The sequence below is a fragment of the Paracoccus albicereus genome, assembly GCF_024359525.1.
GTDB lineage: Bacteria > Pseudomonadota > Alphaproteobacteria > Rhodobacterales > Rhodobacteraceae > Paracoccus > Paracoccus albicereus.
In genome coordinates this window covers 549,479-573,035 of the sequence record NZ_JAKZEU010000002.1, presented here as the reverse complement: position 1 = coordinate 573,035, position 23,557 = coordinate 549,479, and the positions used below count along the sequence as shown (strand labels likewise).

Genomic DNA, 23,557 nt, shown 5'->3' with positions numbered 1-23,557 from the left:
CGCGGGGGCAGGCGATGGACGTCGCGCGCCAGATCGATGCGATGGTCCGCGCACTTCCGGTCGCGGTCGTGGCCGTTGATCGTCGTGCCCGCGTGATTGCCGCGAACGACGCTGCGCGACGCCTTTTGGGCCCTGACCCTCTGGATCGTCCCTTCGTCACGCTGTTGCGCAATCCCGGCGTCAATCAGGCCATCGACCGTGTTCTCGCGCCGGGTCACCTGGCAGCAAGCGCTTCCGATCCCGGGCCCGGCGGGAACGGTGGCGCGCTGACGATGCGGGCCGCCATCGGGGCGGGCAGTTCGGGTCGTGAGCCTTACTTCGATGTCACCGTGGCGCCCTTGCCCGCGACGTTGGGGGGCGGCGCGCTCGTCACCCTGATCGATACCGCTCCGGTCGAGGGCGCCGAACAGATCCGCCGCGATTTCGTAGCCAATGTCAGCCACGAATTGCGCACGCCCCTGACCGCGCTGATCGGCTTCATCGAGACGCTTCGCGGCCCTGCTCGCAACGATGCTGCCGCGCGCGATCGCTTTCTGGACATCATGGAGCGCGAAACGCACCGGATGAACCGGCTCGTGTCCGACCTGCTCTCGCTCAGCCGGGTCGAAAGCGGCGAGCGACTGCGACCGGTCGCGCGCGTCGATCTGGCTGTGCTGCTGGGCGGCGTTGCGACCACGCTGGGACCTGCCGCCGAAAAGGCCGGCGTGCGGATCGAGCTCGATACCGGGGACGCTCCGGCTTGGATACCCGGCGATCAGGATCAACTGACGCAGGTCTTTCAGAACATCATCGAAAACGCGATCAAGTATGGCGGGTCCGGCGGGTGGGTCGGCATCGCGCTGCGCGAGATCACGCATGAACCGATGCTGCGTGGTCCGGCCTATTCGATCGAGATCGCGGACCGGGGCGAAGGGATCGACGCGATCCACCTGCCGCGCCTGACGGAACGCTTCTACCGCGTCGACACGCACCGCTCGCGCGAGAAGGGGGGCACCGGCCTTGGTCTCGCCATCGTGAAGCATATCGTCGCACGCCATCGCGGCAGGCTTCGCATCCACAGCGAACGCGGGCAGGGCAGCCGCTTCACCATTGTGCTGCCGCAAGCTTCGGCTGCACAGCCACCGGCCGGGTAGCCCTCGCACCCGTCGAGCCGCTTGCTTTTCGGCCCCCAAAGCCTGAAAACGACCCAAATGCAAAGGGGCCGGCGTAAGGTCCGAAGACGGGCAAAGGGCAGGGGAGAATGGGCGCCTATATCCTGCGGCGGTTGTTGCTGATCATCCCGACGCTGATCGGGATCATGGTCGTCAACTTTACCCTGACGCAATTCGTCCCCGGTGGCCCGATCGAACAGATCGCGGCGCAGGTGCAGGGGCAGGGCGACGTCTTTGCCAACATCTCGGGTGGAGGCAACGACACCGGCTCGGCGGTCGAGGCGCAGGGCTACGAAGGCGCGCGTGGCTTGCCGCCGGAATTCATTGCCCAGCTTGAACGCGAATTCGGCTTCGACAAGCCGCCGCTGGAACGCTTCCTGTCGATGATGGGCAACTACCTGACCTTCGATTTCGGGCGAAGCTGGTTCCGCTCGATCTCAGTCGTGGATCTGGTGATCGAGAAGATGCCGGTCTCCATCACGCTCGGCCTGTGGTCCACGCTGCTGGCCTATCTGATCTCGATCCCGCTCGGCATCCGCAAGGCGGTCAAGGACGGCACCCGCTTCGACACCTGGACCTCGGGCGTCATCATCATGGGCTACGCCATCCCCGCCTTCCTGTTCGCGGTGCTGTTGATGGTGCTGTTTGCCGGCGGGTCCTACTGGCGGATCTTCCCGCTTCGCGGCCTGACCAGCGACAATTTCGCCGACCTGTCCACCTGGGGCCAGATCAAGGACTACGCCTGGCACATCACGCTTCCGGTGATCGCCTCGACCATCTCCAGCTTCGCAACGCTGACGCTGCTGACGAAGAACAGCTTCCTCGACGAGATCAACAAGCAATACGTGATGACCGCCCGCGCCAAGGGCCTGACGGAACGCCGCGTGCTTTACGCCCATGTCTTCCGCAACGCGATGCTGATCGTGATCGCGGGCTTTCCGGCGATGTTCCTCGGTGTCTTCTTCGGCGCGAGCATCCTGATCGAGACGATCTTCTCGCTCGACGGCCTCGGTCGCCTTGGCTTCGAGGCCGCGGTCCAGCGCGACTATCCGGTGATCTTCGGCACGCTCTATGTCTTCGGGCTGATGTCGCTGGTCGTCGGGATCCTGTCCGACATGATGTATGTCTTCGTCGATCCGCGCATCGACTTTGAATCGAGGGCCGGCTGATGGCCCTGTCCGAACTGAACAAGCGTCGCTGGCGCAACTTCCGCCGCAACGGCCGCGCTTTCTGGTCGCTGGTGATCTTCTCGATCCTGTTCGTGCTTTCGATGTTCGCGGAACTGATCGCCAACGACAAACCGATCGTGGTCAACTTCCGCGGCGAATATTTCTTCCCCGCCTACAACTTCTACCCCGAGACCGCCTTCGGTGGCGATTTCGGGACCGAGGCGATCTACCGCGACGAGGCTGTCCAGTGCCTGATCGTGACCGGCGGATCGCAGGCCTGCTGGGACGATCCCGAAACCTTCATGGCCGAAGCGAAATCCTCGGGCACGGTCGAGGGTCAGCCGGTGGAAACCGGCTGGATGATCTGGCCGCCCGTCCCCTACCATTACAAGACGATCAACAATGTCGGCACAGCCCCAAGCGCGCCGGACGCGGACCACTGGCTCGGCACCGACGACACGGCCCGCGACGTGCTGGCCCGCGTGATCTACGGCTTCCGCACCTCGATCCTGTTCACCCTGATCGTGACCGTCGTCGCCTCCGCCGTGGGCATCGCCGCCGGCGCCATCCAGGGCTATTTCGGCGGCAAGACCGACCTGATCTTCCAGCGCCTGCTGGAAATCTGGGGCTCCACCCCCTCGCTCTACGTGATCATCATCCTCTTCGCGATCCTCGGGCGATCGTTCTGGCTGCTGGTCTTCGTGACGATCCTCTTCGGCTGGCCCGCGCTGGTGGGCGTCGTCCGGGCCGAGTTCCTGCGGGCCCGCAACTTCGAATATGTTCGCGCTGCCCGCGCGCTCGGCGTCACCGACCGGACGATCATGTTCCGCCACATCCTGCCGAATGCCATGGTGGCCACGCTGACCATGCTGCCTTTCGTCGTCACCGGCACGATCTCGGGCCTCGCGGCACTGGATTATCTGGGCTACGGCCTGCCTGCGGGCGCGGCGTCGCTGGGTGAAATGGCGCTTCAGGCCAAGCAGAACCTGCAGGCCCCGTGGCTGGCCTTCACCGCCTTCTTCACCTTCGCGATCATGCTGTCCTTGCTGATCTTCATTTTCGAGGGCATCCGCGACGCCTTCGACCCGCGAAAGACCTTCGCATGAGCGGCACGCATCCCGATCAGCGCGGTCAGACCGGCGAGGACGAGGCCGAGCTGCATCCGATCATGCCTGGTCCCGCCAGCGCCGCTGCGGTGGCCGAGGATCGCGATCCCTCTCGCGGGATGCCGGGGGAGGCCGAAGAGATCGCGACCAACACCGCGGCGCCCACGGATGCCGTTCTGGGCGTCGACGACCTTCGGATCAGCTTCCGTCAGGACGGGCAAACCATCCCTGCGGTCAAGGGCGTCAGCTTCCATATCGGCCACGGCGAGACCGTCGCGATCGTGGGCGAATCCGGGTCCGGCAAGTCTGTTACCGCACTGTCCACCGTGCGGCTGCTGGGCGATTCCGCCCGTGTCGAAGGCTCGGTCGTCTACAAGGGGCGGCAGTTGATCGACGCCCCCGACAAGGTTCTGCGCGACATCCGTGGCAACGACATCAGCTTCATCTTCCAAGAGCCGATGACCTCGCTGAACCCGCTGCACACGCTGGAACGGCAGTTGGCCGAAAGCCTTGCGCTGCACCAGGGAATCAGCGGCAAGCCCGCCCGCGCGCGGATCATCGAGCTTCTGACCCGCGTCGGCATCCGCGATCCCGAAACCCGGCTGGCGGATTATCCGCACCAGCTGTCAGGCGGGCAACGGCAACGCGTGATGATCGCGATGGCGCTTGCAAACGGCCCGGACCTGTTGATCGCGGATGAACCGACGACCGCGCTCGACGTGACGATCCAGGCGCAGATCCTTGACCTGCTGGCGGAACTCAAGCGCGACGAAGGCCTGTCGATGCTGTTCATCAGCCATGATCTGGGCATCGTCCGCCACATTGCCGACCGGGTCTGCGTGATGAAGGACGGCGAGATCGTCGAACAGGGTCCGACAGAGGCGATCTTCGCCAATCCGCGCCACGACTACACCCGCAAGCTGCTGGCGGCGGAACCGACCGGCAGCGCGCTGCCGGTGCCCCAGGATGCCGAAACGCTGGTCGAGACCCGCGATCTGAAGGTCTGGTTCCCGATCCAGCGCGGCCTGCTGCGCAAGACGGTGGGCCACGCCAAGGCGGTGAACGGCGCCACGCTCAGCGTCCGCGCCGGTGAAACGCTGGGCATCGTCGGTGAATCCGGGTCGGGCAAGACCACACTCGCGCTGGCCATCATGCGACTGATCGAAAGCGACGGTCCGATCCTGTTCATGGGCCAGGACATCGCCCGCTGGACGGGACGAGAGCTGCGCCGCCTGCGCCGCGACATGCAGATTGTCTTCCAGGACCCCTACGGCAGCCTTTCTCCGCGGATGACGGTCGAACAGATCATCGCCGAGGGCCTGACCGTCCACGGGGTCGAGAAAGGCCGGAACCGCCGCGAGATGGTGGCCGAGATCATGGCCGAGGTGGGTCTGCGACCCGAGACCATGCATCGCTACCCGCATGAGTTTTCCGGCGGTCAGCGCCAACGCATCGCCATCGCCCGCGCGATGATCCTGCGCCCCAAAGCCGTGGTGCTGGACGAACCGACCAGTGCGCTCGACATGACCGTGCAGGTGCAGATCGTCGATCTGCTGCGCGGGCTGCAGGAAAAATACGGTCTGGCCTTCCTGTTCATCAGCCACGACCTGCGCGTGGTGCGAGCCATGTCGCACCAGATCATGGTCATGCGGGCCGGCGAGGTGGTGGAACAGGGCACCACCACCCAGATCTACGACGACCCGCAAAGCGACTACACGCGCGCATTGCTTGCCGCGGCCCTGAACCCGGGCGGGTAGGGCATGCGAGCCTATGTCATGTCCCGTTACGGCGGCCCCGAGGTCGCGGGGCTGACCGATGTCCCAATGCCTAAGGTCGGACCGGGTCAGCTTCTGGTCCGCGTTCGCGCAGCGGGCCTGAACCCCGTTGATTTCAAGATCCGCGAAGGCAAACTGCGGATCATCCAACGCTACAGGCTGCCCGCGGTCATGGGCAACGAACTGGCAGGCGAGGTCGAGGCGGTGGGCGACGATGTCACCCGTTTCGCGCCGGGCGATCGCGTCTTCGCGCGGGTCCCCAAAGAAGCGATGGGCGCCTTCGCCGAATACGCGGTCCTGCCCGAGGATGTCGTCGCTCGAATGCCCGACGATGTCGATTTCGCGATGGCCGCTGCGGTACCTCTGGCCGGACTGACCGCATTACAGGCGCTTCGCGACGAACTGCACCTCGGGCCGGACAGTCGAGTCTTCATCCCCGGCGGTGCGGGAGGGGTCGGCACCTTCGCCATTCAGATCGCCAAATGGCTTGGCGCCCATGTCGCAACAACGGCCTCGCAGCGCGGTCGCGGGCTGGTCGAACGGCTGGGTGCGGATCAGGTCATCGGCTACACGACCGAACGGTTTCAGGATCATCTGCACGACGTCGATGGCGTCTTCGACCTGATCGGGGCCGAGACGCTCGTCGATTCCTTTGCTGTCGTGAAACCCGGCGGCACGGTCGTTTCGGTCGCCGCACTGCCCGAGCCGCAGACAGCGTTGAAGGATCTGGGTCGCGGACGTAGGCTGGCGGCCTTGTTCTGGCTGATCTCATTTCCGCTGCGCAAGGCCGCGCGCCGTCACGGCGTGCGCTACCGCTTCCTTTTCATGCATCCAAGCGGCACGGAACTGGCAGAGCTTGCCGGGCTGATCCAGGACGGAAAGCTTACGCCGATCATCGACAAGGTCTATCCGTTCGATCGGATCGCGGACGCCTTTACCCATCTCGAATCAGGACGCGCCAAGGGCAAGATCGTCGTCACGATGTGACGCCGCCATTTCGTTGCGCCATCGGCACGATCACCGCGCGGGGGCTGTGTACAGGTTGTGTACAGCCTGTGTACGCCCGGTGTACGGGCTGTGACCCCTCCGGGGCTGCGATTGCTGGGCGAAACCTCATCACGTCGAGTTGAATGTTGCGAAGCATGCGCACGCAACGCACGCAGCCGTTGCGCAGACGCTTTTCGCAAGTCAAAACAGGGTCATGCGTGTCCTTTTCGTCCATCAGAACTTTCCGGGCCAGTTCCCGCATCTCGCCCCCGCGCTGGAAAAGCGGGGACACGAGGTGGTCGCCCTGACCGACGAAAAGAACGACCGCCCCAGCCCCGTCCGAACGCTCCGCTACGCCGCGCCGAGCGCGGTCCAGACCACCAGCATGCTCGGCAAATCCTACGCGACCCATGCCGAGCGGGGATACCTCGCCGCCCGCGGCGCGCGCGCGATGCGCGACCGCCACGGCTTTGTGCCCGACGTGATCATCGGCCATACCGGTTGGGGTGAGACGTTGTTTCTAAAGGAAATCTGGCCCGACGCGCGGCTGCTGATCTACGCCGAACTGATGTACCGGACCCGCGGTCACGATGTCGGTTTCGACCCGGAAGTCAGTCGCGGCACCGACGATTCGCGGATGTTGACCGTGGCGCGTCAGTCGCATCTGATCCAGGGCATCGTCCAGGCGGACGCTGCGCTGTCGCCCACGCGCTACCAGGCCGACAGCTTCCCTCCCGAACTGCGCGGCAAGATTACCGTGATCCACGACGGCATCGACACCGAACGCGTCGTGCCAGACCCGCAGGCGACGCTGGCGTTGCCGAATGGTCGCATCCTGCGTGCGGGCGATGAGGTGCTGACCTATGTCAGCCGCTCGCTCGAACCCTATCGCGGCTTCCATGTCTTAATGCGCGCGCTGCCCGACGTGCTGGCCTCACGGCCCGATGCGCAGGTGGTGCTGATCGGCGCCGACGGCACCAGCTACGGCTCCAGCCCCCCCGATGCAGAGAACTGGACCGCCAAGATGCGCGCCGAACTGGGCCAGCGCATCGATTGGTCCCGCGTGCATCTGCTGGGTCGCGTGCCTTACGCGACCTACCTGTCCACGCTGCAAGTGGCCCGTGTCCACTGCTACCTGACCTATCCCTTTGTTCTGTCATGGTCTTTGACCGAAGCCATGTCTGCGGGTGCGCTGATCGTCGCCTCCGACACCGAGCCGGTCCGCGAATTCATTCGCGATGGCGAGAACGGGCGACTGGTCCCGTTCTTCGACCAGCACAGGCTGGTCGCGACGCTTGTCCGCGGTCTCGCGGGCGACCCCGACGCGGATCGTCTTCGCGCCGCCGCGCGCGCGACGATCACCGCTGGCTACGACCTGCATCATCATTCCCTACCGCGCCTGATCGATTGGGTGGAAAGCTTTGCACCAAGGGTGTAATCGGGCGACCGGACCAAGGGGGCGCGGATGACCCGGATCAGGCTGACCAACACCAGGACGCGGCGGAAAGAGGATTTTACGCCGATCGATCCGACCGACGTGCGGCTCTATTTGTGCGGTCCGACCGTCTATGATCGCGCGCATCTGGGCAATGCCCGGCCGGTTCTGGTCTTCGACGTTCTCGTTCGGCTGTTGCGGCACGTTTATGGCGATGATGCGGTCACTTACGTGCGGAACTTCACTGACGTTGACGACAAGATCAACGCCGAGGCACAGCGCCGCAAGGAAGCGGGAAGTCCCCTGCCGCTCGAGGCCTTGATCGCCGAGCGGACCGAGGAAACGATCGCGTGGTATCACGCCGACATGGATGCGCTCGGTGCGCTGCGACCCGATCACGAACCGCGCGCGACCGGCTATATTCCGCAGATGATCGCCATGATCGAGACCCTGATCGCGGGCGGTCATGCCTATGCCGCCAAGGGTCATGTCCTCTTCGACGTGCGCAGCTATCCCGATTACGGCAAGCTCTCGGGCCGCTCGGTCGACGACATGATCGCGGGCGCTCGGGTGGAGGTTGCGCCGTTCAAGCGCGACCCGATGGATTTCGTGCTGTGGAAACCGTCGAGCGATGATCTTCCGGGCTGGGACAGCCCGTGGGGCCGGGGACGTCCCGGCTGGCACATCGAATGCTCGGCAATGTCGGCCGAGCTGCTGGGCGACAGCTTCGACATCCACGGTGGCGGCATCGACCTGCAATTTCCGCACCATGAGAATGAGATCGCCCAAAGCTGCTGCGCCCATCCGCAGGCCAGTTTCGCCAATGTCTGGCTGCACAACGAGATGCTGCAGGTCGAGGGCAAGAAGATGTCCAAATCGCTGGGCAACTTCTTCACCGTCCGCAACCTGTTGGATCAGGGCGTGCCGGGCGAGGTAATCCGCTTCGTGTTCCTGATGACGCATTACCGCAAGCCGATGGACTGGACCGAAGCCAAGCGGCAGGAGGCCGAGGCGACGCTGCGCAAATGGCGTGATGTGACTCGCGGTGCAGAAGCGGGGCAGCCTTCGTCGGCCTTGATCGAGGCCTTGGCGGACGATCTGAACACCGCGGGCGCATTGGCCGCGTTGCACGATCTGGCGGGGCGCGGCGATGCGGAACGTCTCCTTGCCTCTGCGCAGATGATGGGTCTGCTGACTGATCAACTGGGTGCATGGTCGACAGACGACGAAGAACTCGGTGCAATCATAATGCGGATTGCATTGGAAAGACGCGCTGCGCGCAAAGCAGGTGACTACAAAAAGGCCGATGAGATCAGAGCGTTGCTTGAGGCTGCAGGTGTCAAGTTGATGGACACAGCTTCTGATAATATCGCGTGGCAGCGGTCTTCCAACTTTGACCCTGAAGCGATCAAGGCCATCGAGTGAGCGTCCGCCTTACCCTCTACGACACCACGCTCCGCGACGGGCAGCAGACCCAGGGCGTCGATTTCTCGGCCGCCGAGAAGGCCGAGATCGCGCGGATGCTCGACGATTTGGGCGTGGACTACATCGAGGGCGGCTGGCCAGGCGCGAACCCGACGGACAGCGATTTCTTCGCCGACGCCCCTCAGACTCGCGCCACGCTGACCGCCTTCGGGATGACCAAGCGGGCAGGGCGCTCGGCCGCGAATGACGAGGTTCTGGCGGGTGTTCTCAACGCCGGCACGCCCGCGATCTGCCTCGTCGGCAAGACGCATGTCTTTCACGTCACCGAGGCGCTTGGCATCACGCTGGACGAAAACCTCGCCAACATCCGCGAGTCTGTCGCCCATATCGTCGCGCAGGGCCGTGAGGCGTTGTTCGACGCCGAACATCTCTTCGACGGCTGGAAGGCCGACCGCGATTATGCGCTGTCCTGCCTGAAAGCCGCCCATGATGCGGGCGCGCGGTGGATCGTGCTCTGCGACACCAACGGCGGTACCATGCCGGCCGAGATCGGACTCATCGTGTCCGAGGTGATCGCGTCCGGCATCCCCGGCGACCGGCTGGGCATCCATTGCCACGACGATACCGGCAACGCGATCGCCGGATCGCTGGCCGCAATCGACGCCGGCGCGCGTCAGATCCAAGGCACGCTGAATGGTCTGGGCGAACGCTGCGGCAACGCCGATCTGGTCAGCCTGATCCCGACGCTGCTGCTGAAGGAGCCTTATACCAGCTGTTTCGAAACCGGCGTCGCGCAGGGCGATCTGGCGGGCCTGACCCGGCTGTCGCTGCGCCTCGACGAAATCCTGAACCGTCTGCCGCGCCGCAATGCGCCTTACGTCGGTGCGTCGGCCTTCACCCACAAGGCGGGGCTGCATGCCAGCGCGATCCTGAAGAACCCGGCGACCTACGAACATGTCGATCCCGCACTGGTCGGCAATGCTCGCGTCATTCCGATGTCGAACCAGGCCGGGCAGTCGAATTTACGCGCGCGGCTGGCGGGCGCGGGAATCGAGGTCGCGGCGGGTGATCCGGCGCTGGCGCGCATCCTTGATCGGGTCAAGCTGCGCGAGGATCAGGGCTATGCCTACGACGGCGCGCAGGCGAGTTTTGAAATCCTCGCCCGACGCGAGCTCGGCCTGCTGCCGCGGTTCTTCGACGTGGATCGCTACCGCGTCACCGTAGAACGGCGCGAGAATGCGAAGGGTGGGCGGGTCTCGGTCTCCGAGGCCGTCGTGGTGGTCCGGGTGGGGTCGCAGCGTACGCTGTCAGTCAGCGAAAGCCTCGGCCCGGATGGCGGCGACCTCGGCCCCGTCAACGCGCTGTGGCGGGCTCTGGCCAAGGATCTTGGTCCGTATCAAGAGGCGATCGACGACATGCATCTGGTCGATTTCCGCGTGCGGATCACCCAGGGCGGGATCGAGGCCACGACCCGTGTCACCATCGACAGCGCGGATCGCCAGGGCCGGATCTGGTCGACGGTCGGCGTGTCGCCCAACATCGTCGATGCCAGCTTCGACGCGCTGATCGACGCGATCGTGTGGAAACTGGTCCGCGACGGCGCGACCCCCGCATGAGTCTGGAGACCTGCGCAGAGAGCCTGCGGACGCAGGACCCACACCGTTTCGGCTGCATGATGGCAGCGGCGCCCGCTGACCGGTCGAAGCTGGTCACACTTTATGCGCTGAACCTCGAACTCGCCCGCGCGCCGCTGCAATCGGCTGATCCGCTTCTGGCCGAGATGCGTCTGCAATGGTGGATCGACCGCCTGCGCGCGATGGGACAGGGCGATCAGCCTCCCTCGCACGATCTGTTGAGCCCGCTCCACGATGCCTGGGGCGACAAGGCCGAAGCGATGGTGCCGCTGGCCGAGGGACGCAAGCGTGATTGCGATCGCCAGCCTTTCGATGATCCTGCGCAGGTCGAGGATTATGTGAACGCGACCGCAGGCAGCCTGATGCATCTCGCTGCGTCGGCCCTGGGCGCGGATGCCGACGCCTACGCTGCTGTGTCCCGGCAAGCGCTTGGGATGGGGCTCGCTTCATGGCTGGGCGCACTGCCGCAATTGCAGGCATGGAACATGGGTCTCGTTCCGCAGATCGCACCAGCGGCCGCGCGTGAACTCGCCCGTTCGGCGTTGTTATCGCTGGATGCCGCCGCCGATGCGCGGCGCCTCGTCCCGCGCCGCGCAGCCCCTGCGCTTGCTGCCCCCGCAGCTACGCGCGCCTTCCTGACCTCTGTTGCGGATGGCCTTCAAGACCCGTTGGAGCCAGCTCCCACGATCTCTCCGTTCCGGCGCCGTGCGGCGCTGGCGCGGCTGGCCCTGACCGGGCGCTGGTGGGTCTGAGGCGCGAGCCTCGATCGGATTTTCGCTTTCATCGAGCGCGGCAGTGTGGAAAAAATCGACGGAACAAGGGCAATGAGGGACCGCATGGCCGCCAGCCGCCGATCAGAGGCCGTTCAGGGCGCGACGCTGATCGCGCCGCCCCTGCTGTATTCGCTGCTGATCCTCGCCGCGCCGCTGCTGACGCTGCTCTTCTATTCCTTCTTCCTGCTCAAGACCGGCTATTCCGATCTGGAACAGGGCTTCACGCTGGAAAACTATCGTCAGCTTGCGGTCGACCCTATCTTCCGCGCGATTATGGTCCGCTCGCTCTGGGTGTCGGGCCTGGTCACGCTGGCGACAGTACTGCTGGCCTTCCCCGTCGCCTATTACCTCAGTTTCGTGGTCCGGCCCGACCGCAAGGCGTTGTGGCTGTTCCTGATCACCATCCCGTTCTGGACCAGCTACCTGATCAGGGTCTTCCTGTGGAAGGTTATCATGGAGCAGAACGGCGTCATCAACTCGACGCTGACGGGGCTCGGCATCATCGATGAGCCGGTGACGATGCTGCGCACCGTGGGTGCCATCGTGATGACGCTGGCCCACGCCTATGCGCCCTTCGCGATCCTGCCGATCTTCGTGGCGCTGGAAAAGATCGACCGCTCGCTGCTGGAAGCCGGGCGTGACCTGGGGGAATCGCGGCTGATGACCTTCTGGAGGGTCACGCTGCCGCTCGCGATGCCGGGCGTCATCGCGGCGGTGCTGATCGTCTTCATTCCGACGGTCGGCGATTATGTGACGCCCGAACTGATCGGCGGTGGCCGCATCCCGATGGTGGCGAACTTCATCCAGGTGCAGATGCTGGGGCTGAACAACCGGCCCTTGGGATCGGCCATGTCGGTGAGCGCGATGCTTGCGGTGGCGGTGATCGCGGGCATCTTCCTCTTGGTCAACCTGCGCTACCTGAAGGTGCGGCAATGAAGGGCCGGATGAACGGGGGCGGCCTGCGCGCCTATGCGGTGCTGTACCTGCTGTTCCTCTACGCACCGATCATCCTGCTGCCGCTGTTCGCCTTCAACGCCGGCACGATCATCGCCTTTCCGCTGAAGGGCTTCACGACGCAATGGTTCCAGGAAATGTGGGGCAACCCGACCCTGCGCCGGGCGCTGACCAATTCACTGACGATCGCGGTCTCGTCCTCGATCCTCGCGACCTGCCTCGGCATCTTCGCGGCCCGCGCCAGCACCCGCTTCGCCTTTCCCGGCAAGGGGCCGATCATGGGCTTCATCATGCTGCCGATGGTCCTGCCCGAGATCATCGTGGCGATGTCCTTGCTGGTCGTGCTGCTGGGTGCGGGGATCGAGCTGTCGATCCTGACCGTGATCCTGGGCCACGTGCTGATGTGTACGCCCTATGCCATCGCGGTGCTGACGACGGCCTTTTCAAGCCTCGACAAGTCGCTGGAAGAAGCGGCCTTCGATCTGGGCGAGACGCGGTGGGGCGCGTTCAGGCTGGTGATCCTGCCGCTGGTCATGCCGGGCATCATCAGCGCGCTGCTGATTTCCTTCACGATCAGTCTGGACGAATTCATCATCGCCTTCTTCCTGGCTGGAAACGAGCCGACCCTGCCCACCTACATCTTCAGCCAACTTCGCTTTCCGAAGGCGATCCCGGTCATCATGGCGCTTGGGACCGTGCTGGTTGCGTTGTCGATCGTTCTGCTCGCCTTGGGTGAATATTTCCGCCGCCGGGGCAATGCCCGCATCGGCGCAACCGGCACCGGAGGATTGGTGTGACCGAAGACCGCAAGCCGATGATCGAATGCACCGGCCTGAATAAGCATTACGGCGATTATCACGCGCTGCGTGACATCGACCTGACCATCCGCGAGGGCGAGTTCTTCTCGCTCCTCGGTCCGTCGGGTTGCGGCAAGACGACGCTGCTGCGGGTGATCGCGGGGTTCGAGGATATCTCGTCCGGCGCCGTCCTGATCGACGGCAAGCGGATGGAGGATGTGCCGGCGAACAAGCGCCCGACCAACATGGTCTTCCAGTCCTACGCGATCTTCCCGCACCTGACGGTCGCGCAGAACGTCGCCTTCGGACTGCGCCGCGATTCGCGCAGCAAGTCCGAAAAGGACGCGCTGGTGGAAGAGGCGCTGCAGATGGTCGGCCTCAAGGGCTACGGCAAGCGCGCAGCCCATGCGCTTTCGGGTGGCCAGCGACAGCGGGTGGCATTGGCGCGCGCGCTGATCCTGAAGCCCAAGGTTCTGCTGCTGGACGAACCGCTGTCGGCGCTCGACCGCAAGATGCGCGAGCAGATGCAGGTCGAACTGATCAAGCTGCAGCGTCAGGTCGGCATCACCTTCGTGCTGGTGACGCACGATCAGGAAGAGGCGTTGGTCATGTCCGACCGCATCGCCGTGATGTTCGAGGGCCGGATCGCCCAGCTGGACGGGCCCGAGGCCCTCTATGCCAGACCCGCCGACCGGCGCGTCGCGGATTTCATCGGCGTTATGAACTTCCTCCCGGCCGACGTCACGGGTGAGGACGCCGAGGGCAACGTCACCGTCGATGTCTCGGGCCTGGGCGAGGTCGTGCTGCCGCCGAAGCAGATCAGCCGGCTGACATCGGGTGACGAGCGGCCGATGGTCGGCTTCCGGCCCGAAACGATGACCCTGCTCAGCGCCAGCGCGACCCGCAGCCAGGAACGTGAGACCGGGGCTACGATCGACGAAGTCGTCTATTACGGTGATATGACCTATTACGATTTGCGGCTGGACGGCTCGGCGCGCGGCGACGGCAACGCGCGACCGGTCCGCATCTCGATGCGCAACGTCTTCGGTCGCGAGGTTCAGGACGTCGGCACGCGCACCCGCGTGGCCTGGTCGCCCGGATCACTGGTGCTGTTTCGCTAGACTGGATCCAGCGCAGCCTGCACCTTCTTCGGCAGGGTCGCGCGGATCAGCCCGTAGCTGGCGCGAATGCGATGCTGCAATTCGTCAGCGGGCGTATCCAGCGGCAACTCGACCCAACTGCGATGGAAATAGGACGCCCTGCGCGCGGGCCCGGCCGCGATCAGCATCTCGGCCTGATCGATCCCTTCTGTCTTGACCGCGACGGCCGCGTTCACCGAACCGGTCACTGCAAAGATCTTGCCGCCGACCTTCCAGCAATCGTGCCCGCCGCCCCAGGGGTCGGACCATTCCGCGCCAGGCAGGGCGGAACAGGTATCGTGAACGATCTTCCGGGTCATGATGGTTTCCCACGATCTGTCAGACGAATGGTGATACCATCCCGGCCGCGAACGGTCAGACGAGCTTGTGGCACCGGCACCTTCTCTCCCGGTTCCATTCGAAAAGCGGCGGTGATGCGCGCGGTGGCCAGCACCCCCTCCATCATCGCGAATCCGGCACCGGGGCAAGCGCGCGCACCGGTCGAGAAGGGAATATAGGCGTCGCGCGTGGCGGGGACGCTGGAACTGTCCAGAAAGCGGTTCGGATCGAAGGTGTCGGGATCGTGCCAGAGCCGTTCATGGCGATGCAGGTGCCAGGGAGAGATCACGAGCTGCGCGCCTATCGGCACCTGACGGTCGCGGAACGTCTCGACCTGCGTCGCCTCGCGGACCATCATCGGCACCGGCGGATAAAGCCGCATCGCCTCGCGGAAACAGGCGCGCGTGATCTTCAGCCGTGACAGCGCCGCGAAATCGTGTGGTAGCTCACGGCCCTCCTCGGCCACCCGTTCCTGCCATTCGGGATGGGCGGCCAGCAGCCACAGCGTCCAGGACAGAGCGGCGGCGCCGGTTTCGTGCCCGGCGAGAAAGAAGATCGCCACCTGATCGACGACCTCTTCTTGGGTAAAGCGGCGCCCGGTCAGCGGATCGGGCGTGGTCATGATCTTCGTCGCCAGATCGTCGGGCGCCGTGCCGTCGCTGATTGCGCGGGCGCGGACCGCGACCAGGGCGGTGATCAGCCCGCGGATCTGCTCGGCACTGGCCCGGGTCCGGCGCGAATGAGGGCGCGGCAGCCAGCGTGGCCAAGGCAGCAGCGCGGCGGGATTGACGATTGGCTGGGAGTCCTGATGGTCGCGGAAGGCGCGATAGACGCGGTCGGCCAGACCATTGCCGATCGGGATCGAGAACAGCGTCCGGAACATGATATCCGCTGCCAAGTGGTTCACCTGCGGCTCGATGTCGCCTTCACCTTCGGGAAGGCGTGCAATCGCGGCGTCGGTCGCATCCCACATCGCGTCGAACACCTCGCGCAGGCGCCCGCCTTCGAAGGCGGGATCGATGATGCGTCGCTGCTTTTCCCATTGCGGGCCGTTAGTGACGAAGACCGACTGACCGAGCAGCGGCGCGAGCCCTTCGCGCAGGCGGTCAGATTTGGGAAAATCGCGCGGCCGGTCGCGCAGGATGGTGCGGATCAGGTCGGGGTGGTTGCAGAAGAAGCTGTGGATCAGCGGTGCGCGGTACTCGGCCATCCACGCGCGATATAGTCGCGCGGGCAGCGCGGATAGCAGGTCACGCCTGAACGCGCGGGCAAATCGCAGCACGCCCGCGCGGCCTTCGGAGCTTTCGGGCTTCGGCGGGATCATGCGGCCCGGCCCGCTGGAAGTGTGATGCGGCCGGGCGAGTGAGCGCGGCCGGCAAAGCGCTGCGCCAGCGTCTGCGGGCCTGCAGTGATGGCGAAATAATCGTAATCGCCGGGCCGGTCGAAAGCGCAGAGATACTGGAAATGAAGCTTGAACCACCGGTTGCGCAGCGCGGCCTGACGTTCAGACGACAGGGTCTGGGTGAAGGCCGCGGAAATCACCAGCGGCCAGCGCTGATCGACAGGTGCAACGCCGGACACCGCGACCGGATCGCACAACGCGAAACAGCAGGCGTCGCCCGGCGCGGTGACATCCAGCCAGAACAGATCCTCGCGCCGCGACAATGCGGCGAGATCCGCGCGCAACCTGTCCGCGCGGGGCAGGAACGAGGCCATCGGCACGACATGGCCCAATGTCATCAGCGACAGCGCTGGCGCATCGGTGTCGTGGTCTGCGGGCAGCGCCGACAGCGCCGAGACCGCCAGATAGGCCCCCGAGGAATGGCCGATCACCAGAACCTCGTCCCAGTCACCCTGCAGGGCGTCGGCGATCCGGTCACGGAATCGCTCGACCCGTTGAGCCAGTGCCCGTGGATAGGCGCCATTTTCAGCAGCGGTGAAGGCGTAATCATGCATCAGGTAATGGGCGAAGAAGCGGTTGTCATGACGCTGCCACAGGACCAGGACTGCCCAGACGACCCCGGCACCGGCGGGCAGGCCCGCCCACCAACCAGCGACCCGCGAGACAAGCCAACCGCACAGCAGACCCGCAGCGATCGCTGCCAGCAGCTGCAGCGTCAGCACGATGATGGGATAAAGAGCGGCCAGAACCGGCCCACGACGCAGGCGCATCAGTCGAAACAGGGCGCCCGATCCGATATACGCCCATGCCGTTTGAACAAGTTGGCCATAGGTGGCGATGATGCCGCGTCCCATGGAGCGTTGCACGATGTCGTCCCAGACCAGCACCTCGACTTCCCCGCGGGCAGCTTGACCGTTGATGACGGTTTCGGCGGCCCATCCGAAACCTGGTCCTGCCTGCTCGCGCTTTGCCATCGCAATCCGGTAGGCGCTGATCGCGGCCTGCGCGACACCTTCGCGCCGATAAAGCTCGCGGTAACGGCGCGGCGGAAAGGGGTCGTAGCCGGGGATGTACAACACCTGCCGGCGAAAAGGGAGGGACATGCGAGGCCTTGCAACCATGCATTGCAGGATAGGCAGGGTTCTCAGCCCCGGAAAGTCCCGAATGTCACCGTTCGCGACGCACGCAGCAGCGTGTTCAACGTGGCTTCCAGCGGGCGACATTCGCCTCGATCGCGGCGATGCGCTGGTCCGTCCGCGGATGCAACATCAGCCAGGCGGGCGCGCCCCCCGCGCGAGAGGTCAGCTGGTCGAGCTTGCGAAACAGGCTTTTCTGTGGCTCTGCACCCAACCCCGCCTTGACCATCAATGCGGTCGCGAACGCATCGGCCTCGAACTCGTCCTGTCGTGACAGGCGCGCGGACAGGGCGGCCGCCGCGATATTCGCGATCCAAGGGCCGACAAAAGGGATCATGCGACCCAGCACACCGGCCAAGACCGCACGGATCACGTTCTGGCCCGCGAAATCAACCATTCGGCGACGCGCGTGGCCGTGCGCGACATGGCCCAGCTCATGGGCCACGACTGACGCCAGTTCCTCGGCCGTTACCTCGCACGCATCGAGCTTGCGGATGAAACCACGGGTCAGGAAGATGCGCCCGTCGGGCGCGGCCAATCCGTTCACCGGCTCGATCTCGTAGATATGCGCCTCGACCGGCGGCAGATCCATTGCGCGGCCCAGCCTTTCCAGCATCGGCTTCAGGCGTGGATGGTTCAGCGGCGTCGACCGTTCGTTCAATTCCCGCTTGAGCCGCCAAGCCGAAAAGAACCACATCGCGGCGGCATAGGCGAGGATCAGCAGGATCGGCGTCAGCTTCAGCATGGCACAAAGCTGGGGTCTCCGGCTGTCACCGTCAATCGTGCAACAGGCTTCATGGCGCGGGCCGGCCGCGTCGGTGCCACAAGACCCGTAACCCCCAAAGAATCAGACCCAAGATGGCGGCTACGGCCAGCGCCTTGATCGCCGCACCTTCGGCGTCGCGGAACTGACGCCCGAACAGGTGCCCGGCGCCGAGATGAATGACCGCCCACAGCACCTCTCCCGAAATGCTGGCGAGCGCGAAACGGGGCAGCGGAAGGCCCGCCATGCCGGCGACGTAGTTGGTCGCGGGGCCCAGGGGTGTGATCAGCCAGCGGGACAGGAAGACGGCCATCATGCCGCGACGTGTGATGAAAGCACGTGCCCGACCCAACAGTGCTGCGCGGCGCGTACCGGGCCGGTCGATGAACGGCTCGACGCGCTTCGCAATCGAAAACGCCAACAGATCGCCCAGCGTCGCGCCGATCACCGCCGCGACGACCAGCGCGGGGAGGTGAAGGTGTCCCGTGCCGGACAGCGCCCCGGCGCTGAGCAGCAGCACCGATGTCGGGATGGGCAGCGACAGGCAGGACATGAAGGCCGCGAGCGCGATCAGCCATGGTCCCCATGTGGGCAGCAGAGACAGCAGGTCGTGCGTCACCCCAGCACCCGCATCGCGCGTGTCAGCCCGTCCAGCGTCAGCGGCATCATCCGTTCAGGGAAGATGTCGCGGATCATGCCGATCGATCGGGTGTATCCCCAGTGAGCCTCGGGTACCGGGTTCAGCCAGACGTGATCCGGCCAGGTTTCACAGGCGCGGGAAAGCCACAATGCGCCCGGCTCTTCGTTCCAATGCTCGTTCGCGCCGCCCGGTGCCGCGATCTCGTAAGGTGACATGCTGGCATCGCCCACGAAGATGCATTTGTAGTCTCGCCCGTAGCGGTGAAGCAGATCCCAGGTGGGGACGGTCTCCGTCCAGCGGCGGCGATTGTCACGCCACACGCCTTCGTAAAGGCAGTTGTGAAAGTAGAAATGCTCCATGTGCTTGAACTCGGCACGCGCGGCGCTGAACAGCTCGTCCATCAGGCGGGAACGGTCGTCCATGCTGCCGCCCACGTCGAGAAAAATCAGGACCTTGACCGCGTTGCGCCGCTCAGGCCGGGTCTGGACATCGATATAGCCGTGATCAGCCGTCGCCCGGATGGTTGCGGGTAGGTCCAGTTCCTCTGCAGCGCCGTGGCGCGCCCAATGGCGCAGCCGCTTCAGCGCGACCTTGATGTTACGGGTACCCAGCTCGACAGCATCGTCGAAATCACGGAACTCGCGCTTGTCCCAGACTTTGACCGCACGGCGATGGCGGCTTTCGTTCTGTCCGATCCGCACGCCTTCGGGATTGTAGCCATAAGCGCCGAAAGGCGATGTCCCCGCTGTCCCGATCCACTTGTTGCCGCCCTGGTGGCGCCCCTGCTGTTCGGCCAGCCGTTCGCGCAGCTTGTCCATCAGCGCTTCGAAACTGCCGCTGCCCTCGATTTCGGCCTTCTCGGCGTCGGTCAGCGTCTTCTCGGCGAGCTTCCTCAGCCAATCCTCTGGCAGTTCGACAGTCTCGAACAGGGTTTCGATCGATACCGCTTCAAGCCCTGCGAAGGCGGCCGAAAACGCGCGATCGAAACGGTCCAGATGGCGCTCGTCCTTGACCAGTGCGGTGCGGGCGAAATGATAGAAGCCCTCTGTCGTCTCGTCCGTCACACCCGCCGCGACCCCGCCAAGGAGATCGAGATATTCGCGCAGGCTGACAGGCACCCCCTCGCGACGAAGTGCGTCGAGAAAGGGCGCGAACATCAGGCCATCCGGTCGATCATCAAGGTGACGAACAGCCCGATCACCGCAAAGATCATCGCGTGGACGGCCGCGTATTGCAGACGGTCCAGCCTGTCGCCCTGCAGGCGGGCGGCTTTGCGCCAGCCGACGAACGCGCCGATCAGCAGCGTGGCGATCAGGATCATGGGCGGCTCTCTCTCGTACAGGGCGAAGTCCTGCCCGAAATAGCGATGCAAATCCCCCCGTGCAACCGCAAGGCCGACCGATTAGCCTTGCTGCAAGCGGATGCAGGAGAGTGCCATGACTGACCTTGCCCCCCATCGAGATGCTATCCGGATCGCGCATCTGTCCGATGATCGACAGGCCATCGCCGCGCTTGTCGCCGATCACGCGCCCGACGCCGCCGCACGCGCCCGCATCGATGCGGCGACCGCTGCGCTGGTTCGTGACATTCGCGCGGGCGACGATCCGGGTCTGATGGAGGTCTTTCTGGCGGAATACGGGCTATCGACCGATGAAGGCGTGGCGCTGATGTGCCTGGCCGAGGCGTTGCTGAGGGTGCCCGACGCCGAGACGATGGACGACCTGATCGAGGACAAGATCGCCCCGTCCGAATGGGGACAGCACATGGGCAAGTCCTCATCCTCTCTGGTCAACGCATCGACCTGGGCGTTGATGCTGACAGGCCGGGTGCTGCGCGGTAATGAGAGCCCCGGAATCGCCGGGCATCTGCGCAATGCCGTGAAACGGCTGGGTGAGCCGGTGATCCGCACAGCCGTTCATCGGGCCATGCGCGAGATGGGACAGCAGTTCGTTCTGGGAGAGACCGCGCAGGCCGCAATCAAGCGCGGTCGCGACCGCGTTGCGCAAGGGTTCACCTACAGCTTCGACATGCTGGGCGAGGCGGCGCGGACCGAAGCCGACGCACGCGCCTACCTTAAGGCCTACGAGGACGCGATCCGGGCCTTGGCCCGGCAGACCAACAAGCCCGACATTCGCGACAATCCCGGTATCTCGATCAAACTGTCCGCCCTTCATCCCCGATACGAGGAACCGCAACGCGACCGGGTCATGGCCGAACTGGTCCCGGTGGTTCTGGGATTGGCGCGGATGGCGAAGCAGGCGGGTATGGGCCTCAACATCGACGCTGAAGAGGCCGATCGGCTGGAACTATCCTTGGATGTCATCGAGGCCGTGTTGTCCGATCCCTCACTGGAAGGATGGGATGGGTTCGGCGTGGTCGTTCAGGCCTATGGAAAGCGGGCGGCGGCGGTGATCGACTGGCTCGACGCACTGGCCCAAGGTCTCGACCGCAGGGTGATGGTGCGTCTGGTCAAAGGTGCCTACTGGGATACCGAGATCAAGCGCGCGCAGGTCGAGGGGTTGCCGGGGTTCCCGGTCTGGACCCACAAGCCGGCAACCGACGTTGCCTGGATCTGCTGTGCCAAGAAGCTTCTGGCCAGCCCGCGTATCTATCCGCAATTCGCGACGCACAACGCGCATTCCACCGCCGCCGTGCTGGAACTGGCCGGCGACGATCGGGATTGGGAGTTTCAGCGACTGCACGGCATGGGCGAGGCGCTGCACGACATCCTGCACAAGCGGCACAACACCCGCTGTCGTATCTACGCACCGGTCGGCGCGCATGAGGATCTGCTGGCCTATCTGGTGCGTCGCCTGCTGGAGAACGGCGCCAACAGCAGCTTCGTGAACCGCATCGTCGACGAGGATGTTTCACCTGAAGAGGTAGCCCCCGATCCCTTCGCGCAATGGGAGGCGGTCGCCGAGACCAAACCGCGCGGAGTTCGGCAACCCGGCGCGCTCTTCGAACCCGAGCGGGTGAATTCCCGTGGCTTCGACCTCCGCGACCCGGCGGTGCTGGAAGAATTGGAGACCGCGCGGAAGCCTTGGCTGAGGCACCAGTGGAACGGTGGGCCGCTCATCGCAGATGCCGTCGTTGGCGGAGTGGGCGAAGATGTTCTCAACCCCGCACGACCTGATGACCTGGTCGGTCGTGTGATCCAGAGTGCTCCCGACGATGTCGAGACGGCGTTGGCGTCAGCGGTGCCTTGGGACGCGCCGCCCGATGAGCGCGCCGCCACCTTGCGCCGGGCGGCCGACCTTTACGAAGAACACCACGCCGAGTTGTTTGCGCTGATCGCGCGCGAGGCTGGGAAGTCGCTGCCCGATTGTGTCGCCGAGCTGCGCGAAGCGGTGGATTTCCTGCGCTACTACGCCGGCTTCTCGACGGCAGATGCACCGCGCGGAATCTTCACCTGCATCTCGCCGTGGAATTTCCCGCTCGCCATCTTCACCGGCCAGATTGCGGCGGCGCTTGCCGCAGGCAATGCGGTCCTGGCGAAACCCGCCGAGACGACCAGCCTGACCGCCTGGCGCGCGGCACAGTTGCTGCACGAGGCAGGCGTTCCGCGCAGCGCGCTGCAACTGCTTCCGGGCGAGGGCAGGGTGGTCGGCACAGCACTGACCAGCGACGCACGCATCAATGGCGTCTGCTTTACCGGCAGCCTGGCGACCGCGCAGGCGATCAACCGCGCGATGGCTGAAAACCTTTCGCCCGACGCGCCGTTGATCGCCGAGACAGGCGGTCTGAACGCCATGATCGTGGATTCGACCGCGCTGCCCGAACAAGCGGTGCGCGACGTTCTGGCCAGCGCGTTTCAATCGGCAGGGCAGCGCTGTTCCGCGCTGCGCATCCTCTACGTTCAGGACGATATCGCGGACAAGCTGCTGAACATGCTGCACGGTGCGATGGACGAATTGCGGCTCGGCGATCCGTGGTTCATCGACACAGACGTCGGTCCCGTCATCAGCGAACAGGCGCACAAGGGCATCGCCGATCACGTCGCGGCGGCCCGCAGCGACGGGCGCATCCTGCATCGACTGAAGGCTCCCTCGCGGGGGCACTTCATCGCGCCGGTGACGATCCGGGTCAGCGGAATCGACGATATCGAGAAAGAGATCTTCGGGCCGGTGCTGCACATCGCCACCTTCAAGGCGGACCAGATAGACCGGCTCATCACCGCGATCAACGCATCCGGCTATGGGCTGACCTTCGGGCTGCACACGCGGATCGACGATAGGGTGGATCATGTCGATCGTCGGCTGCGTGTCGGCAATCTTTACGTCAATCGAAACCAGATCGGCGCCATCGTCGGCAGCCAGCCATTTGGCGGCGAAGGATTGTCCGGCACCGGCCCCAAGGCAGGCGGCCCGCATTATGTTCCGCGGTTCTATGCAGTGGATAGCGTGCGGAGCCGTGACGGTGCATCTGCCGGAGACGCGAACGCGGACGATGTTCAGACGGCACTGGACGCAACCCTGACCGACAGCGACACTCCGCGCGAAACGATGCTGCTGCCCGGACCGACCGGGGAATCGAACCGGCTGACGATGCACGCGCGCGGCAATGTCTTGTGCCTTGGACCCGACACCGCAGCGCAGGCCGCCCTTGCGCGACAGGCAGGCTGCGAAGCGGCTGAGGTTCAGGGTCATCTGGCTGCCAACGCGCTGAAAGCCCTTTCAGGTTTTGCACTCGTCGCATTCGACGGGCCCGAGGATCAGGCCCGATCTTACAGGCGGGCGCTGGCGGCGCGACAGGGGGCTATTCTACCGCTGGTCACCAGTGCTGAAATATTCGCTCATGCGGTGCTCGAACGACATCTGTGTATCGATACCACGGCATCGGGCGGCAATGCGTCGCTGCTCGCCGCCGCAGAATAGCTGCGGAAACAAAAAAGGCCGCGCCAACCTGGCGCGGCCTTTTCCACCTAAGCGT

The 23,557-nt window shown here is 64.9% G+C and carries 20 protein-coding genes; 13 read left to right on the top strand and 7 right to left on the bottom strand.

Features of this window, described 5'->3' with window-relative positions; all coding sequences use genetic code 11:
- Window positions 1-14 precede the first annotated feature (14 nt).
- From MLD63_RS06305 to MLD63_RS06250, 12 genes are all read left to right on the top strand, one after another.
- Window positions 15-1,133 (top strand): sensor histidine kinase, encoded by a 1,119-nt coding sequence (locus MLD63_RS06305; RefSeq protein WP_255329030.1) that lies wholly within the window; start codon window positions 15-17, stop codon window positions 1,131-1,133.
- Window positions 1,134-1,240: 107 nt separating this feature from the next.
- Window positions 1,241-2,320 carry a microcin C ABC transporter permease YejB gene (locus MLD63_RS06300; RefSeq protein WP_255329029.1) on the top strand — a complete coding sequence of 360 codons (1,080 nt, stop codon included), beginning with the start codon at window positions 1,241-1,243 and terminating at the stop codon, window positions 2,318-2,320.
- The gene (locus tag MLD63_RS06295) at window positions 2,320-3,426 is read left to right on the top strand and encodes an ABC transporter permease (protein WP_255329028.1); all 1,107 of its coding nucleotides are present in this window, start codon (window positions 2,320-2,322) and stop codon (window positions 3,424-3,426) included. Before MLD63_RS06300 ends, MLD63_RS06295 begins: the two co-directional genes overlap by 1 nt.
- A gap of 119 nt (window positions 3,427-3,545) precedes the next feature.
- Complete coding sequence (locus MLD63_RS06290; RefSeq protein ID WP_255329520.1) at window positions 3,546-5,183, top strand: ABC transporter ATP-binding protein; 1,638 nt, start codon at window positions 3,546-3,548, stop codon at window positions 5,181-5,183.
- A 3-nt stretch (window positions 5,184-5,186) separates the two neighbouring features.
- Window positions 5,187-6,188: an NADP-dependent oxidoreductase gene (locus MLD63_RS06285; protein ID WP_255329027.1), complete on the top strand. Its 1,002-nt coding sequence runs from the start codon at window positions 5,187-5,189 to the stop codon at window positions 6,186-6,188.
- Between the two features lie 214 nt (window positions 6,189-6,402).
- Window positions 6,403-7,626 carry a glycosyltransferase gene (locus tag MLD63_RS06280; RefSeq protein ID WP_255329026.1) on the top strand — a complete coding sequence of 408 codons (1,224 nt, stop codon included), beginning with the start codon at window positions 6,403-6,405 and terminating at the stop codon, window positions 7,624-7,626.
- Window positions 7,627-7,653: 27 nt separating this feature from the next.
- A complete protein-coding gene (gene cysS / locus MLD63_RS06275; RefSeq protein WP_255329025.1) occupies window positions 7,654-9,048 on the top strand; it encodes a cysteine--tRNA ligase in 1,395 nt (464 codons plus the stop codon).
- Window positions 9,045-10,664, top strand: coding sequence for a citramalate synthase (cimA, locus tag MLD63_RS06270; protein ID WP_255329024.1), 1,620 nt, complete (start codon window positions 9,045-9,047; stop codon window positions 10,662-10,664). The genes cysS and cimA overlap by 4 nt, the downstream gene beginning before the upstream one ends.
- A complete protein-coding gene (locus MLD63_RS06265) occupies window positions 10,661-11,434 on the top strand; it encodes a squalene/phytoene synthase family protein (RefSeq protein ID WP_255329023.1) in 774 nt (257 codons plus the stop codon). The genes cimA and MLD63_RS06265 overlap by 4 nt, the downstream gene beginning before the upstream one ends.
- 84 nt (window positions 11,435-11,518) lie before the next feature.
- Window positions 11,519-12,391: an ABC transporter permease gene (locus tag MLD63_RS06260; protein ID WP_255329022.1), complete on the top strand. Its 873-nt coding sequence runs from the start codon at window positions 11,519-11,521 to the stop codon at window positions 12,389-12,391.
- 8 nt (window positions 12,392-12,399) lie between these two features.
- Window positions 12,400-13,206: an ABC transporter permease gene (locus tag MLD63_RS06255; RefSeq protein WP_255329519.1), complete on the top strand. Its 807-nt coding sequence runs from the start codon at window positions 12,400-12,402 to the stop codon at window positions 13,204-13,206.
- Window positions 13,203-14,327, top strand: a complete 1,125-nt coding sequence (locus MLD63_RS06250) for an ABC transporter ATP-binding protein (protein ID WP_255329021.1) — start codon at window positions 13,203-13,205, stop codon at window positions 14,325-14,327. The genes MLD63_RS06255 and MLD63_RS06250 overlap by 4 nt, the downstream gene beginning before the upstream one ends.
- On the opposite strand, the gene MLD63_RS06245 is transcribed toward MLD63_RS06250, so the two are convergent.
- The 7 genes from MLD63_RS06245 to MLD63_RS06215 all read right to left on the bottom strand — a co-directional run bounded on the left by MLD63_RS06245 (window position 14,324) and on the right by MLD63_RS06215 (window position 19,946).
- Window positions 14,324-14,665, bottom strand: a complete 342-nt coding sequence (locus tag MLD63_RS06245; protein WP_255329020.1) for an MmcQ/YjbR family DNA-binding protein — start codon at window positions 14,663-14,665, stop codon at window positions 14,324-14,326. The two genes, MLD63_RS06250 and MLD63_RS06245, sit on opposite strands and share 4 nt — an antisense overlap.
- Window positions 14,662-16,008, bottom strand: coding sequence for a cytochrome P450 (locus tag MLD63_RS06240; RefSeq protein ID WP_255329019.1), 1,347 nt, complete (start codon window positions 16,006-16,008; stop codon window positions 14,662-14,664). Before MLD63_RS06240 ends, MLD63_RS06245 begins: the two co-directional genes overlap by 4 nt.
- Complete coding sequence (locus tag MLD63_RS06235) at window positions 16,005-17,189, bottom strand: alpha/beta hydrolase (protein ID WP_255329018.1); 1,185 nt, start codon at window positions 17,187-17,189, stop codon at window positions 16,005-16,007. Before MLD63_RS06235 ends, MLD63_RS06240 begins: the two co-directional genes overlap by 4 nt.
- A 94-nt stretch (window positions 17,190-17,283) precedes the next feature.
- A complete protein-coding gene (locus tag MLD63_RS06230) occupies window positions 17,284-17,967 on the bottom strand; it encodes a M48 family metalloprotease (RefSeq protein WP_255329017.1) in 684 nt (227 codons plus the stop codon).
- A 49-nt stretch (window positions 17,968-18,016) separates the two neighbouring features.
- Window positions 18,017-18,604: a DedA family protein gene (locus tag MLD63_RS06225; protein ID WP_255329016.1), complete on the bottom strand. Its 588-nt coding sequence runs from the start codon at window positions 18,602-18,604 to the stop codon at window positions 18,017-18,019.
- Window positions 18,601-19,782, bottom strand: a complete 1,182-nt coding sequence (locus MLD63_RS06220) for a vWA domain-containing protein (protein ID WP_255329015.1) — start codon at window positions 19,780-19,782, stop codon at window positions 18,601-18,603. The genes MLD63_RS06225 and MLD63_RS06220 overlap by 4 nt, the downstream gene beginning before the upstream one ends.
- Window positions 19,782-19,946: a hypothetical protein gene (locus tag MLD63_RS06215; protein ID WP_255329014.1), complete on the bottom strand. Its 165-nt coding sequence runs from the start codon at window positions 19,944-19,946 to the stop codon at window positions 19,782-19,784. The genes MLD63_RS06220 and MLD63_RS06215 overlap by 1 nt, the downstream gene beginning before the upstream one ends.
- A gap of 115 nt (window positions 19,947-20,061) precedes the next feature.
- On the opposite strand from MLD63_RS06215, the gene putA reads away from it, so the two are divergent.
- Entirely contained in the window at window positions 20,062-23,502 is a 3,441-nt protein-coding gene (putA, locus tag MLD63_RS06210) for a bifunctional proline dehydrogenase/L-glutamate gamma-semialdehyde dehydrogenase PutA (protein WP_255329013.1), read from the top strand.
- Window positions 23,503-23,557: the final 55 nt, after the last annotated feature.